The 14,646-nt window shown below is 52.4% G+C and carries 13 protein-coding genes; all 13 read right to left on the reverse strand.

Annotated elements, in window-relative coordinates; translation table 11 throughout:
• Nucleotides 1-120: 120 nt before the first annotated feature.
• Nucleotides 121-2,124 carry a transglycosylase SLT domain-containing protein gene (locus ASG34_RS06280; protein WP_082504822.1) on the reverse strand — a complete coding sequence of 668 codons (2,004 nt, stop codon included), beginning with the start codon at nt 2,122-2,124 and terminating at the stop codon, nt 121-123.
• Nucleotides 2,125-2,209: 85 nt separating this feature from the next.
• Nucleotides 2,210-2,392, reverse strand: coding sequence for a hypothetical protein (locus tag ASG34_RS06285; RefSeq protein WP_055828186.1), 183 nt, complete (start codon nt 2,390-2,392; stop codon nt 2,210-2,212).
• A gap of 34 nt (nt 2,393-2,426) precedes the next feature.
• A complete protein-coding gene (lpxC, locus tag ASG34_RS06290; RefSeq protein ID WP_055828189.1) occupies nt 2,427-3,362 on the reverse strand; it encodes a UDP-3-O-acyl-N-acetylglucosamine deacetylase in 936 nt (311 codons plus the stop codon).
• Nucleotides 3,363-3,441: 79 nt separating this feature from the next.
• Nucleotides 3,442-4,611 (reverse strand): cell division protein FtsZ, encoded by a 1,170-nt coding sequence (ftsZ, locus tag ASG34_RS06295; RefSeq protein ID WP_055829113.1) that lies wholly within the window; start codon nt 4,609-4,611, stop codon nt 3,442-3,444.
• A gap of 83 nt (nt 4,612-4,694) precedes the next feature.
• Nucleotides 4,695-5,933: a cell division protein FtsA gene (gene ftsA, locus ASG34_RS06300; RefSeq protein ID WP_055828192.1), complete on the reverse strand. Its 1,239-nt coding sequence runs from the start codon at nt 5,931-5,933 to the stop codon at nt 4,695-4,697.
• Nucleotides 5,934-5,971: 38 nt separating this feature from the next.
• The gene (locus tag ASG34_RS06305) at nt 5,972-6,676 is read right to left on the reverse strand and encodes a cell division protein FtsQ/DivIB (protein ID WP_055828194.1); all 705 of its coding nucleotides are present in this window, start codon (nt 6,674-6,676) and stop codon (nt 5,972-5,974) included.
• Nucleotides 6,677-6,679: 3 nt separating this feature from the next.
• The gene (locus tag ASG34_RS06310) at nt 6,680-7,612 is read right to left on the reverse strand and encodes a D-alanine--D-alanine ligase (protein ID WP_055828197.1); all 933 of its coding nucleotides are present in this window, start codon (nt 7,610-7,612) and stop codon (nt 6,680-6,682) included.
• Entirely contained in the window at nt 7,609-8,499 is an 891-nt protein-coding gene (gene murB / locus ASG34_RS06315; RefSeq protein WP_055828200.1) for a UDP-N-acetylmuramate dehydrogenase, read from the reverse strand. The genes ASG34_RS06310 and murB overlap by 4 nt, the downstream gene beginning before the upstream one ends.
• Nucleotides 8,496-9,890: a UDP-N-acetylmuramate--L-alanine ligase gene (gene murC / locus ASG34_RS06320; RefSeq protein WP_055828204.1), complete on the reverse strand. Its 1,395-nt coding sequence runs from the start codon at nt 9,888-9,890 to the stop codon at nt 8,496-8,498. Before murC ends, murB begins: the two co-directional genes overlap by 4 nt.
• Complete coding sequence (gene murG / locus ASG34_RS06325) at nt 9,887-10,987, reverse strand: undecaprenyldiphospho-muramoylpentapeptide beta-N-acetylglucosaminyltransferase (protein ID WP_055828212.1); 1,101 nt, start codon at nt 10,985-10,987, stop codon at nt 9,887-9,889. The genes murC and murG overlap by 4 nt, the downstream gene beginning before the upstream one ends.
• Nucleotides 10,984-12,144 (reverse strand): putative lipid II flippase FtsW, encoded by a 1,161-nt coding sequence (gene ftsW, locus ASG34_RS06330; protein ID WP_055828215.1) that lies wholly within the window; start codon nt 12,142-12,144, stop codon nt 10,984-10,986. Before ftsW ends, murG begins: the two co-directional genes overlap by 4 nt.
• Nucleotides 12,129-13,499: a UDP-N-acetylmuramoyl-L-alanine--D-glutamate ligase gene (gene murD / locus ASG34_RS06335; protein WP_055828218.1), complete on the reverse strand. Its 1,371-nt coding sequence runs from the start codon at nt 13,497-13,499 to the stop codon at nt 12,129-12,131. Before murD ends, ftsW begins: the two co-directional genes overlap by 16 nt.
• Before the next feature lie 36 nt (nt 13,500-13,535).
• Entirely contained in the window at nt 13,536-14,639 is a 1,104-nt protein-coding gene (gene mraY, locus ASG34_RS06340) for a phospho-N-acetylmuramoyl-pentapeptide-transferase (RefSeq protein WP_055828222.1), read from the reverse strand.
• Between the last annotated feature and the right edge of the window lie 7 nt (nt 14,640-14,646).

Consider the following 14,646-nt stretch of genomic DNA (forward strand, 5'->3'; position numbering starts at 1 on the left):
TTTTGCTCAAACAAGGGTGCGCGTAAAATCTAATTATCGCGCCTGACCTCACTTACCTGGTTACTTGCAAGCCGCACTTCATAAAGCTTGCTTAAAGATATTGTACAGAAAAAAGTGTGCCTACTCTTGATCTGTAATTGTGATGGTCGTGATCACGCTTTCAGCATCAGCCACGGCACCACTATTACGCGCCGGAATAGTGCCCAAACGCTTTTTAAGCGTGATGACCGGCAACCCCAGCCTGGGTGCATACATGTGGGCGTTTGCCAGTACTTTTTTTACATAATTGCGTGTTTCGCTGAAGGGAATGGTTTCGGCATAAATCGCGCCCTCCAGTGGCACGTTCGCTGCCCAGCGCCGGGCGCGGCTGGGGCCGGCATTGTAGGCGGCAGTCGCCATCGCTTCCTGGCCGTTGAAGGTATCCAGGGTGTAGCGCATGTAATAGGTACCAAGGTTCACATTGGTATCTATATCGTGCAGCATGGCATCACTATAGCTACTCCAGCCCAGTTTTTTGGCTATCCACTTGGCGGTTGCAGGCATGACCTGCATCAACCCGCCGGCACCGACCGAGGATTTGGCATAGTGCATAAAACGGCTTTCCTGCCGGATAATGCCATATACCCAGGCCTCGTCAATTGCACGCGCTTTTGAAGCTTTTTGCAGGTAATCACGGTAAGGCGTAGGGTAGCGCAATTCAAAATTATGGGTGCGACTGGTTTTATCGGCCGCCAATACCGTCAAATCGTACCAGCCTTTCAGCAAGGCATATTGCGCCGCCACGATACGGGAGGAATCATCCAATCCTTCAAGCAAATACATCCACTCCAGCCTGGCCTCATAGCGTGCATCGGCATCAAACAACGCTTCTATGCGCTTGATGCTGGCCAGGCGTGCAAACTGGCGGACTTCGTCATCGGCAGGCTGGTAGGTTGCCAACGGTTCACCTGCGACCGGCCCCAGCTCTTCAGCCGACAGCCAGCCGTAAAAATGACGTTCCTGGGAAAGTTTTGCCAATAACAAATTAGCTTCCGGTGCCTGGCCCTTGGTTTTCAGCGCACGTGCTTTCCAGTAGCGCCAGGTCTGCTCTTCAGATAAGGCGTTCGGCATGCTATTAATAATCTTCAGCAAGGTATTCCAATCCTGCTCCCGCAATGCGCTACGGGCATACCATTCCCATTGCTCATTATTCAGGATTGCAGGTTCGACTTTGGCAAATGCCCTCACTGCTTCAGGCTCATGTTTTCTGGCGGATTCCAGCGCGATATAAGCTTGTATCAGTTGCCGCTCTTCATTGGACAAAAGCCCGCTGTATTTCTGGTAGCTGGTTTGTGCCAATGCAATATCTGCCTTGGCCTGGCGATGGATGGCGAAGAGATAAAGCGCACGGCCATAAGCTGATTTATCCTGAACATTATTCTTTTTCAAAACCAGGGCAGGGTTTTGTGCCACTTCATCGATCTGCTTCAGCAAAGTAGCATCGGTTTTCCGGCTACGCTTTGCCAATACTTTAGCCAAACCCGGTTTATTGGCAAACAAGGCATTTCGATAGACAGTGAGCAGTAAGTTCTCATCCAGCACACCCACTTGCTGCAAGGCTTCCAGCATCCCCTGGCAGTCGGGAGGTAACTCTTTACCGGACAGCAATAAGGTTTTGCCATCTTCGTAAGCGATCGGGTCATCCAGCGCGATTCCAGCCTGCACCTGGAAGCACTGGTTGCCTGTGTCATTCAAGCTGTAATAGTTGGGAATCTGAGCGCGGATTTCGACAAACTGGTCCCAGAACTGGACGCGTCCCAGGCGTTTTAGCCAAAGTTCGCGCACGCGTTGGGATAACAATGATTCGTTATTTTCCTGTAAAAAAGCCTGCACCTGGTAATAGGATAATTGATCCATGGTAAGGATCATCTGCCAGTATTGCAAATATGGTGCGAGCGGTGACTTGCGTTGCTTAAGGGTCTCCAGCGACTCGGTCAGCAGCGGCAGGTTTTTAGTCTGGTAAGCCTGTTTGGCTTGCAGATAAGTTTCAGTATCGCCAGCGTATGCCGGCGTGGCAAACACAAGCAGGCACGGTACCAACACACAGGCAGCAATCGAAAGGAGATGACGGAATTTAGTCTTCATGAGTCAATAATCACAGGGTCTTACTATGCTCACGTGAGCACTCGCAAGTGCACCTGACTCATCACGTGGATTTAGGGGGTCACAATCAAATTCTGGCCAGGCGACTCAGAAAGAAAAACAGCAACAGGAGTAGCACTACAACGAAGCCGGCTTTCCATACTTTTTTAAGCCATTGCCAGTAGCGCGAGTTACCGGTTTGCCAGCCTAGCAGTGCCAGCACCATAGTACTTAGCACCAGCACTGCAAATAATATCCGTATCCACCACATAGTCTCGTCTATTCTTGTTAGTTAGGCTTGCTAATCAGGCAGCTGGTAAAAATGGTGCCGGACTAAAGTAGTCACGTTGACGCACAAAACCGACCGGGGCTTGGCTATCTTCAAAGGTACAGTATTCCCAGGCAGTGTCGTCTTTCAACAAGGCACGTAGCAGCTGGTTATTCAAGGCATGCCCGGACTTGAAAGCAGAAAACTGGCCGACGATGGGATAACCCAGGATATACAGATCACCAATGGCATCCAGTACTTTGTGTTTGGCGAACTCGTCGTCGTAGCGCAAACCACCGCCATTCAGTACCTTGTATTCATCGAGCACAATCGCGTTATCGAGACTGCCGCCTTTGGCCAGACCATTCGCGCGCAGGTACTCCACTTCGTGCATAAAACCAAAGGTACGCGCACGACTGATTTCGTCTACATAACTTTGGCTATCGTAATCAATATTCACCGTTTTACCTGAGAATTCAAACACAGGGTGTGCGAAATCAATCGTAAATTCGGCTTTGAAACCATGATGCGGTGTAAATTTTGCCCATTTATCACCATCTTGTACTTCTACCGGTTTCAGGATGCGCACAAATTTCTTCGGCGCTTCCAGTTCGGCTAAGCCGGCCATTTGCAATAAGTAGATAAACGGCCCCGAGCTGCCATCCATGATGGGCACTTCGGCTGCCGTTAACTCTATCAATACATTATCCACCCCCAGACCGGCGAGGGCGGACATCAAATGCTCCACAGTGGCAACGCGCGCACCTGAAAACTCTAGGGCTGAGCTCAGGCGGGTGTCGTTAACTGCCGTCGGGGTGACCCGCATGGCAGGCGTATCGGGCAAATCGATGCGCTTGAACACTACACCATGATCAGCAGGTGCCGGTTTAAGCGTCAGGGTGACTTTCTCACCGCTGTGCAGCCCTACGCCGGTCGCGCTAATCTGTTGTTTAAGCGTGCGTTGCTTTAACATGGTTTTCTCTTTTATCAGTGATTGACCCTATTATAAGCCAATCCCACTTCCAAACCGACAAGCAATCACTGCCTGAAGGTTAATCAGCCTGCTTACGCAGGAAAGCCGGAATATCATATTCTTCAATACCGGAATTCTTCATGGCTTCAACCTGTGCACGACGGCTGTTGCTGGTAAATACTGCCGGCTCATCTTCCTCAACTGTATTCTGGAAAATAGGCTGGTTAGTAGTACCGTCACGCAGTGTAGTCGTCGTCATGACTTTTAACTCAGGTTTCGCCTGACGCTTGCCGATGGAGCCGTTCAAGCCGGTGGCAACCATGGTCACACGCAGGTTATCAGCCATTTCTTCGTCAATCACGTTACCGATAATCACGGTCGCATCTTCTGCCGTGAATTCTTTGATAGTGTTCATCACATCATAGTATTCACGCATTTTGAAGCTGCTGCTGGCGGTAATATTGACCAATACACCACGTGCATTGGCCAGGTTAACATCTTCCAGCAACGGGCTGGCTACTGCTTGTTCAGCCGCGATACGGGCACGGTTAGGGCCAGTTGCTTCAGCGGAACCCATCATTGCCATACCCATTTCAGACATCACGGTGCGTACGTCAGCAAAGTCAACGTTCACGGTACCCGGGCAGTTGATGATTTCGGCAATACCGGACACCGCATTTTGCAACACGTCATTAGCTGCACGATACGCTTCCATCACGGTTACATCTTCACCCAACACATCCATCAGCTTTTCGTTAGGGATAACAATCAGAGAGTCAACGTACTGGGAAAGTTCTTCCAAACCCTCTTGTGCAACTTTTGCACGCTTGCCTTCGAAAGCAAACGGCTTGGTCACCACAGCAACGGTCAGGATGCCCATTTCACGTGCGACTTCCGCGATGATAGGGGCCGCGCCGGTACCGGTACCGCCACCCATCCCTGCAGTGATAAACAGCATGTCGGCACCATCAATAGTTTCCGCGATGCTGTCACGGTCTTCCAGTGCGGCTTCACGTCCGATTTCCGGCTTGGCACCAGCACCTAGACCCTTGGTGATATCGGCACCAATTTGCAGTACCACTTTGGCATTGCTCTTTTTCAAAGCCTGCATATCCGTATTAGCGCAAATAAACTCTACGCCCGGCACCATCTTGGTCATCATGTGCTCAACGGCGTTACCACCGCAACCACCCACACCAATTACCTTGATTACTGCACCTTCGTTCTCTTTGTCAAAAATTTCAATCATCATTCACTCTCCATTTGCCTAACTTTTGAGGATTGGGTTGCCCCGCACACTCGCCCTAAACACAGTTAAAAATTACCCAAAAACTAGAAATTACCTGTAAACCAACTTTTCATTCTCTCAAGCAACCTGCCCACCGAGCCAGACTGCAGATTCCCCACCATTTGCTTTTCCACCTGCTGCTTAGCCATCAGCAACAGGCCAATACCGGTGGCATAGCGAGGATTACCCACCACCTCAGATAAACCTTCCACATAGCGCGGGATACCGAGGCGCACCGGTGTGTGGAAAATCTCTTCGCCCAGCTCCACCATGCCGCGCATTTGTGCAGCGCCACCGGTAATCACAATCCCGGAAGCGATCATGGATTCCATACCACTGCGGCGCAGTTCCTGCTGTACAAACTCGTAAATCTCTTCGACGCGGTCTTCAATCACCTCAGTCAATGCCTGGCATGACAATTGACGCGGCTCACGGCCATCAACCGCCTGTACTTCAACCACTTCACGCGGGTCCGCCAATTGACGCAAGGCACAGCCATGTTTGACCTTGATTTCTTCCGCTGACTGCGTGGGAGTACGCAAGGCCACCGCGATGTCATTGGTAATCTGGTCACCGGCAATCGGTATCACCGCGGTATGGCGGATGGCGCCATTTTTAAACACGGCGATGTCAGTCGTGCCGCCACCGATATCTACCAGGCAAACCCCTAATTCTTTTTCATCTTCGGTCAGTACAGATTCGCTGGAAGCCAGTGGTTGCAGAATCAGGTCGCTCACTTCCAGGCCGCAGCGCTTGATACACTTGACGATATTCTGTGCCGCCGCAATCGCGCCGGTCACGATATGCACACGCACTTCTAGGCGGATGCCGCTCATACCCAATGGCTCGCGCACGTCTTCCTGGCCATCGATAATAAATTCCTGGGTCAGGATATGCAGGATCTGCTGATCCGCTGGCAAGGCAATCGCACGGGCAGTATCGACCACGCGGTCAATATCGCTTTGCGAAACTTCGCTTTCCTTGATTTTCACCATGCCGTGTGAGTTCAGGCTTTTGATATGGCTGCCGGCAATCCCTGAATACACGGTGTTGATTTTGCAGTCAGCCATCAGCTCGACTTCTTCAATTGCGCGCTGAATCGCTTGCATGGTGGAGTCGATATTCACCACCACGCCTTTTTTCAGGCCGCGTGAAGCATGCTGACCAACGCCAATCACCTTCAAGGTGCCTTCTGGCAAAATCTCGGCCGCGATGGCCACGATCTTGGAGGTGCCGATATCCAGGCCCACGATTAAATTTTTATCTTCTCTTGCTCTACTCATTTCATTTCCTTGCACATCTTGCTTCAGGCAATTTCTTATCAGGCTCCGTTGCGTGGCATACGCAACGCAAAGCCATTTGGATAGCGTAAATCTGCATACCGCCAGTCACTTTCAGCGATCGCCGGCTGCTGGGTGTAGGCTGCTACAAATTGTTGTAACCGTTGTTTAGCTGCTTCACGTCCCAGCATCATTTGCCGTTTATCAGCGGTCTTGATCTCCCAGGCGCGTCGTGACGACAAGCTCAATTGCTGAATCTGCAATGAGGTCACTGACAATGTCTGCGCAAAACTGGCATAACCTTGCGCGAGTTCTTTCACCGCATCACCCGGGCCATAGAACACCGGCAATTGCTCATCAGAGGCTGCCTGGAATAATTCACCATGGCGGTTCACCAATGCCACCCCACCCCAGCGGCCAATGGCCTGATGCTCTTCAATCTGAACCACAATGGTGTCAGGCCATTGGCGACGGACACTGACCTTGCGCGCCCATGGCAGCTTCTCGAACGCGGTGCGGGTGCGTTGCAGATCCAGTGTGTAAAAATTACCTTTTAAATATTTGCTGACAATCAGTTGAATCTGCTCGTGATTGACATGATCCAGATTGCCTTCAACCTGCACATGCTTGACCGGGAAGATAGGCAGATGCAACACCACAAACAATAAGGCGTATAGCATCAGCACCACTGCCAGTGAAAACAGCAGATTGGCAGTCCAGTTCAGCAATGTCGGTCTATGCCACATCGTCTATGCGTTCCCGTTTGAGGCCTTCAATGTTTGCTGCAAAATGTTTATGACCAGTGCATCAAAATCCAGCCCAGCCGCTTTGGCTGCCATCGGCACCAGGCTGTGGTCTGTCATGCCCGGGCTGGTATTTACTTCCAGGAAATAATGTTTTCCCGCCTCATCCATCAAAAAGTCCACGCGGCCCCAGCCACTGCAACCAAGCACCCTGAACGCCTGCAAAGCTTCTGCCTGGATCTGCGCTTCCTGTGCAGCAGACAAGCCACTCGGGCAACGGTATTCGGTATCGTCACGCAGGTACTTGGCTTCGTAATCGTAGTATTCGTTTTTCGGCACAATCCTTATCACCGGCAACGCGGTATCGCCGAGAATGCCAACGGTGTACTCACCACCACCAACAAACTGTTCGGCAATCACCAGGGGATCAGAGGCTTTAGCCAGGGTATAAGCCGCAGCCAGTTCGGCAGCCTGCTTGACCTTGCTCACGCCTATGCTTGAACCTTCGTTGGCAGGTTTCACAAAGACGGGCAATCCCAGCGTCGCGACGACTTCCTCGGTAGTTGTGGATTCATCCATCAGCACAAAATCAGGGGTTACTACACCAGCAGCTGTCCACAGCAATTTGGTACGCCATTTATCCATACCGAGCGCAGATGCCATGACGCCGCTGCCGGTATAAGGGATATCCATCAGTTCCAATGCACCCTGTATGGTGCCGTCTTCACCAAAGCGGCCGTGCAAGGCGATAAAGGCGCGGTCATACCCTTTCAAGGCAGACAATTCTTGCGTGGCCGGATCGAATGCATGCGCATCGACACCCTGACGCTGTAAGGCGGCCAACACCGCAGAGCCGCTTTTCAGCGACACTTCACGCTCGCCAGAACGTCCACCGAATAACACGGCTACCTTGCCAAATTTTTGCTGTGCTGCACTCATGCTTTTAAAACGCTTTCCCCAATGACTTTCACTTCCTGTATCAATTCCACGCCCTGCTTTTCATGCACGGTGGTTTTGACACGCTCTATCAATGCTTCAATATCTGCTGCGCTCGCATTGCCCAAATTCACGATGAAATTGGCATGCTTTTCTGAAACCTGTGCACCACCAATGATGGCGCCTTTCAAGCCAGATACTTCAATCAAGCGTGCCGCAAAATCGCCTTCCGGATTGCGGAAAGTGGATCCTGCGCTCGGCATGTTCAGCGGCTGGCTCGCCAGACGTTTTGCCAGCAACTGTTTGATCTGTTCGGCAGAAGTTTTGCCATCACCTTGCGGGATAGCAAACCAGCCGCCCAGAAACCATTCATCTGCCACGGGGTGTGTTACGTGGCGATAGGCAGGCGCATAGTCAGCACGATTTCGCACTTGTACCGCGCCACTGCGATGTATGGTTTTTACCTGATCTACCCATTGCCAGGTTTCGCCACCATAACAACCGGCGTTCATCGCAAGCGCACCGCCTACCGTTCCGGGGATACCCGCCATAAATTCGGCACCAGCGCGATTGTGGCTGGCAGCAAAACGTGCCAGCTTGGCGCAGGTAACACCGGCATCGGCATATACCCGTTCGCCTTGCATTTCAAGTTGCTGCAAGGCCTGATGCATGACCACTACCGTGCCACGCACACCACCGTCCCGTACCAGCAGGTTGCTGCCCAAGCCAATAAAGGTCAGCGGCTCATCCGCCGGCAACTTTTGCAGGAATTGCTGCAGGTGCTCGACATTATCGGCCAGCACCAGCTGGTCAGCCTCGCCACCCACGCGCCAGCTGGTGTAGCGAGTGAGCGGTTCGTGCTGCAGCACTTTTAACCCTGTTGCGCTCATCGCGTCGCCAGCTCCCGCGTTTTGGCCGCGACGTTACCGATATTGCCGGCGCCCATCACGACCACCACATCTCCCGCCTGCACGCTATCCAGTATGGTCGCCGGCAACTCATCTGTGGTTTCCACAAATCTTGGTTCTACCTTGCCGTTCACACGGATGGCACGGATCAGGCTGCGGGTGTCAGCCGCGACAATCGGCGCTTCGCCAGCCGAATACACTTCTGTCAGCAACAACGCATCAACAGTTGACAATACCTTGACGAAATCCTCGAAGCAGTCGCGGGTGCGGGTATAGCGATGCGGCTGGAAAGCCAGCACCAGGCGACGCTCCGGAAACGCACCACGTGCGGCAGCTATTACAGCCTGCATTTCAACCGGGTGGTGACCGTAATCATCAATCAGAGTCACATGACCATCGGCAACCGGGATTTCGCCATAGCGCTCAAACCTGCGACCTACGCCCCTGAACTCGGCCAGTGCTTTCAGGATGGCCGCATCCGGCACATTCAATTCTGTCGCAATCGCAATCGCCGCCAGTGCATTCAACACATAGTGATGCCCTGGCAGATTGAGGGTGACTTCATTGCGTACCGTCGTGCCGTTTTTGCGGATCAGCGTGAAATGCATTTTGCCGCCATCAGCGACGATGTTTTCAGCACGGATACTGGCATCTTCATGGGTGCCATAAGTAGTCACCGGACGTGTGACGCGCGGCAGGATTTCACGCACATTGGCATCGTCAATGCACATCACGGCCATGCCCCAGAATGGGATTTGCTGCAAAAATTCAACAAACGCCGTTTTCAACTTGTCGAAGCTATGCTCATAGGTATCCATGTGGTCCTGGTCAATATTGGTGACCACAGCAAGCACCGGATTCAGGTGCAGGAAGGACGCATCAGATTCATCTGCCTCAACCACTATCCATTCACCCGTACCCAGTTTGGCGTTGGCACTGGCTGCTTCCAGCTTGCCACCAATGACAAAGGTCGGGTCCATGTCTGCTTCAGCCAGAATGCTGGCAATCAGGCTTGTGGTCGTGGTTTTGCCATGCGTACCTGCTACGGCAATGCCCTGCTTGAAGCGCATCAGTTCGGCAAGCATCAGTGCACGTGGAATCACCGCGACCTTGCGTGCGCGGGCCGCGATAATTTCCGGGTTCTCTTCGTTAATTGCACTGGACACCACCACTACATCGGCATCACCCAAGTGTTCGGTCGCATGCCCCTGGTACACCTTGGCACCAAAGCCTTGCAAGCGTTTGGTAGTCGCATTGCTGGCCAGGTCTGAGCCGCTGATCTCAAAGCCAAGGTTGAGCAATACCTCGGCAATCCCGCTCATGCCAGAACCGCCTATGCCGACAAAATGAATTTTTTTGACTTTATGTTTCATGCTGCTCGTTGTTTCTCATTTGTATTTGCTGTTGCCAGCTGCTGGCAAATTTCTGCCACTTGTTGTGTGGCTTGTGGCCGTGCCAGGGCACGTGCCTTTTGCGCCATCACCAGACAGATATTACGGTCCAGCGCTTGCAAGGTATTCGCCAGCTGACTTACATCCAGGTCTCTTTGCTGGATCAGTAACGCGGCGCCTGCCTGTTGCAGATAGGCTGCATTGGTGGTTTGGTGGTCATCCACCGCAAACGGGAATGGCACCAGAATGCTGGCAGCCCCTACATTCGCCAGCTCGGCAATCGTTAATGCCCCGGCACGGCAAATTACCAGGTCAGCCCAGGCATACACCTCAGCCATATCCTGGATAAATGCGCGGCAATCAGCTGCAACGCCGGCTTCTGCATAGGCTTTTTTCAGTGCTTCAATATGTTTTTCACCCGCCTGATGAATAATCTGTGGCCGCATATTGTGCGGCAATTGGGCAAAGGCTTTTGGCAACAACGTATTCAATGCCGCGGCCCCCAGACTGCCACCCACAACCAGTACGCGTAACACACCATGATGATCTGCAAAACGCAATTCCGGCACCTGCAAGGTGGTAATCTCTTCACGCACAGGATTACCAACCGTTTCGCCTTTTTTACCCAGTGCATTGGGAAACCCGGTCAACACCCGGTTTGCAATGCTGGCTAATACCTTGTTGGTCAATCCGGCGACAGAATTTTGCTCATGAATCACCAGCGGAATGCCTGCCATTTTCGCCATCACGCCGCCAGGGAATGCCGCAAAACCACCCATGCCCAACACCACATCGGGTTGATGCTGGCTTATCGCGCTTTTAGCCTGTGCAAATGCGCGTGACAACTTCACCGGTAAAGTCAGCCAGCCTTGCAGACCTTTGCCACGCACCCCTTGCATGGTCATCATGGCTTTTTCATAAGGCTTGCCGGCAATCAGACGATTTTCCATACCGCCTTCAGTCGCCAGCCATACGATCTTCCAGCCTTGCGCGTGCAAAGCATCAGCCACTGCAATTGCAGGATAGACATGCCCCCCAGTGCCACCAGCCATCACCATCAATGTGTAATTGCGGCTCATGTTTGCAGCCCTTTCTGCAAACGTCTGTTCTCAAAATCGATGCGTAACAGCACAGATAAGGCAATGCAGTTAGCCAGGATGCCGCTACCGCCATAAGAAAGTAGTGGCAGCGTCAAGCCTTTAGTTGGCAGTAAACCCATGTTCACGCCCATATTGATAAAACCTTGCACACCCATCCAGACGCCGATCCCCTGTGCCAGCAATGCAGCGTAATAACGCTCATTTGCTACCGCTTCCTTGGCGATACTGAATGCGCGGATCACCAGCCATGCAAATAGCAGCACGACCACCATCACACCGACATAACCGAGCTCTTCCGCCACCACTGCCAGCAGGAAATCGGTATGTGCTTCCGGCAGGTACAATAATTTTTCAACACTGCCGCCCAGGCCTACCCCCCAGAATTCACCCCGGCCAAAAGCAATCAACGCGTGCGACAGCTGGTAACCGGTATCAAACGGGTCATCAAAAGGATTCAGGAAACCTTTCATACGCTCCAGGCGGTAAGGTTCCATCACGACCAATCCCACCACCGCCAGCGGCAGTGCGCCTAGCATGGCAAGAAATATTTTGATATGCACGCCACCCAGCCACATGATGGAAAACGCAATCGAAGCGGTCACCGCAAATGCGCCAAAATCCGGTTCGCGTAACAGCAGCACGCCGACGAATACCATCACACCCAGCATAGGCAAAAAGCCTTTGGTAAAGCTGTGCATATTGCTGGCCTTGCGGATCGCATAATCAGAGGCATACATGGCAATAAACAGCTTCATTAATTCCGAAGGTTGCAGGTTCATGACCAGCAATGAGATCCAGCGGCGGCTGCCGTTGACCACTTTGCCGATGCCGGGAATCAACACCAGCACCAGCAACACGATGCCGAACACGAACAGATAAGGCGACATTTTCTGCCACCAGGCCATAGGCACCTGGAATACAACGACGGCGGCTACTAGCCCAACAGCCACATACAAGGCCTGGCGCATCAGGAAATAAGTGCTGTTGTGCCCAAACATCTTGCTTGCATCGGCGTAGGCGATTGAGGCGGAATAGACCATCACCATACCGAATGCCAGTAATGACAGCACTACCCAAACCAGCGACAAGTCGTAACTGGGCGAGTTGTAGCGCGTCATCATTAGCGGACTAAGCATGCGTCCTCCATGGCTTTGACCGCCTCAACAAATACCTGCGCTCTATGCTCATAATTCCTGAACATATCAAAACTGGCGCAGGCAGGTGACAGCAATACCGCGTCACCAGGTTCCGCCAGCGTTTTTGCGATATGCACGGCAGCGGTCAGGTCGACTGCATCCACTACCGGCACTTGAATATCTTGCAAGACCTGCTGAATTTTTGGCCCGTCACGCCCGATCAGTACGACTGCCCTGGCATGCTGGATAACGGCATCCCGCAACGGGCTGAAATCCTGGCCTTTGCCATCGCCACCCGCGATTAGCACCACTTTTTGTGGTTTACCCTGTTTGAGCATGCCGCTGATGGCCGCCGTAGTCGCACCCACGTTAGTGCCTTTGGAGTCATCGTAAAAATCGACGTCTTCAATACTGGCAATCCATTCCACACGGTGTGGCAAACCTGTGAATGACTGCACGGTATGCAGGATGGATACTTTATCTATACCTATCGCCTGCGTTAATGCAATCGCTGCAAGCGCATTGGCAATATTGTGCTTGCCACGGATATGCAGGCTATCAGCCTCAATGTAATGCCGATGACCGGCGCACAACCAGCCCAGATCATTCAAGCCATAATCATTGATGGTTGGTGCAGGGTTCACCCCGAATGAAACCTGTGGCAACTGACCAGCCAATGCTGCACTAGCAGGATCATCACGGTTCACAATCGCGATACGGGCATGCTGGTAAATGCGCGCCTTGGATTGTGCGTAATCTTCCATGCCGGAATATCTATCCATATGATCTTCGGACAGGTTCAAAATGGTCGCTGCGTCTATCTGTAATTGTTGTGTCGCTTCCAGCTGAAAACTGGAAAGTTCAAGCACATACACATCCGGCGCTGTCATTTGCAACGTATCCAGCACTGGCACACCGATGTTGCCGGCCACAATGGTGTTCAGGCCTGCCTGTTTGCAGATTTCACCGACCAGGGTAGTCACCGTGGTTTTACCGTTAGACCCTGTGATGCCAATCACCTTGGCGTACGGGGCTCGGAAACGCGCAAACAACTCAATATCGCCAATCACGTTCTTGCCTTGCGCAATCAGCTGTTGCAACACGGGCTCTTTCAGTGAAACGCCCGGGCTGGTTACTATGGTATCCATGCCGGATAACAGGGCAGCATTAAAAGGCCCCAGATGGCATTCAACATCAGGAAATTCTTCCAGCAAACGGTCCTGTCCGGGTGGATGTAAACGTGAGTCGAACATCACCACTTCTGCACCCATTTGACGCAGCCAGCGCAAAGCAGAGAAGCCGGTGTCACCCAGTCCTATTACCCCTACCCGCTGTTGTTCAAATTGTTTTTTCATTGTCTCTACGCTCGACAGAATTTCCGCTTTATCTTGTTATCTCAGTTTCAGGGTGGACAAGCCCACCAGTACCAGCATCATGGTAATGATCCAGAAACGGACCACCACTTGTGTCTCTTTCCAGCCTTTTTGCTCATAATGATGGTGCAACGGCGCCATCAGGAAAATACGCTTGCCGGTCCCGGTCATTTTCTTGGTGTACTTGAAATACAGTACCTGTGCCGCGACCGAGAAAGTCTCGATCACGAACACGCCACCCATAATGAACAGCACAATTTCCTGGCGTACCACCACGGCCACCACACCCAACGCCGCACCGAGTGCCAGCGCACCGACGTCGCCCATAAACACTTCTGCCGGATAGGCGTTAAACCACAGGAACCCCAAACCGGCGCCTGCCATCGCCGCACAGAACACCATCAGCTCACTGGCGCCTTCAACATAGGGAATACCGAGATATTTGGCGAATACGATGTGGCCAGCCACATATGAGAACAGCGCCAGTGCAGCCGCGACCATCACGGTAGGCAAAATGGCCAGGCCATCCAGGCCATCGGTCAGGTTGACGGCATTGCTGCTGCCGACGATGACAAGGTAAGTTAATACGATGAAACCCACCGCACCTAACGGCAGTGCCAGGTGTTTGAAAAACGGTACGATCAGGGTGGTTTCAACCGGCGTGGTGGAAGTTGCGTATAAAAACGCTGCCACGCCAAAGCCGATCAGGCTTTGCCAGAAATATTTCTCTTTGGCAGACAAGCCTTTAGGATTTTTGTAAACCACTTTGCGATAGTCATCCACCCAGCCAACAGCGCCGAAACCCAATGTGGTAATTAACACCACCCAGATAAACCGGTTATGCAGATTGCCCCATAACAGTGTGGAAATCGCGATCGCCACCAGGATCAACGCGCCCCCCATGGTCGGTGTGCCGGCTTTCACAAGGTGTGTTTGCGGACCATCGTCACGTACGGACTGGCCGACTTTGTATTCAGTCAGTTTGCGGATCATGGCCGGCCCAACCAGGAACGAGATGGCCAGTGCCGTCAGTGTTGCCAGCACGGCGCGCAGCGTGATGTAATCAAATACGTGGAAACCACGTACATCCGACGACAACCACTTTGCCAATTCCAATAACATAAGCTTC

The organism is Methylophilus sp. Leaf416, assembly GCF_001424665.1.
Taxonomy (GTDB): domain Bacteria; phylum Pseudomonadota; class Gammaproteobacteria; order Burkholderiales; family Methylophilaceae; genus Methylophilus.

Excerpts from the sequence above, each read along its gene's own strand:
- ASG34_RS06280 (WP_082504822.1), bottom strand. The coding sequence starts at position 2,124 with ATGAAGACTAAATTCCGTCATCTCCTTTCGATTGCTGCCTGTGTGTTG.
- ASG34_RS06285 (WP_055828186.1), bottom strand. The coding sequence starts at position 2,392 with ATGTGGTGGATACGGATATTATTTGCAGTGCTGGTGCTAAGTACTATG.
- lpxC (WP_055828189.1), bottom strand. The coding sequence starts at position 3,362 with ATGTTAAAGCAACGCACGCTTAAACAACAGATTAGCGCGACCGGCGTA.
- ftsZ (WP_055829113.1), bottom strand. The coding sequence starts at position 4,611 with ATGATTGAAATTTTTGACAAAGAGAACGAAGGTGCAGTAATCAAGGTA.
- ftsA (WP_055828192.1), bottom strand. The coding sequence starts at position 5,933 with ATGAGTAGAGCAAGAGAAGATAAAAATTTAATCGTGGGCCTGGATATC.
- ASG34_RS06305 (WP_055828194.1), bottom strand. The coding sequence starts at position 6,676 with ATGTGGCATAGACCGACATTGCTGAACTGGACTGCCAATCTGCTGTTT.
- ASG34_RS06310 (WP_055828197.1), bottom strand. The coding sequence starts at position 7,612 with ATGAGTGCAGCACAGCAAAAATTTGGCAAGGTAGCCGTGTTATTCGGT.
- murB (WP_055828200.1), bottom strand. The coding sequence starts at position 8,499 with ATGAGCGCAACAGGGTTAAAAGTGCTGCAGCACGAACCGCTCACTCGC.
- murC (WP_055828204.1), bottom strand. The coding sequence starts at position 9,890 with ATGAAACATAAAGTCAAAAAAATTCATTTTGTCGGCATAGGCGGTTCT.
- murG (WP_055828212.1), bottom strand. The coding sequence starts at position 10,987 with ATGAGCCGCAATTACACATTGATGGTGATGGCTGGTGGCACTGGGGGG.
- ftsW (WP_055828215.1), bottom strand. The coding sequence starts at position 12,144 with ATGCTTAGTCCGCTAATGATGACGCGCTACAACTCGCCCAGTTACGAC.
- murD (WP_055828218.1), bottom strand. The coding sequence starts at position 13,499 with ATGAAAAAACAATTTGAACAACAGCGGGTAGGGGTAATAGGACTGGGT.
- mraY (WP_055828222.1), bottom strand. The coding sequence starts at position 14,639 with ATGTTATTGGAATTGGCAAAGTGGTTGTCGTCGGATGTACGTGGTTTC.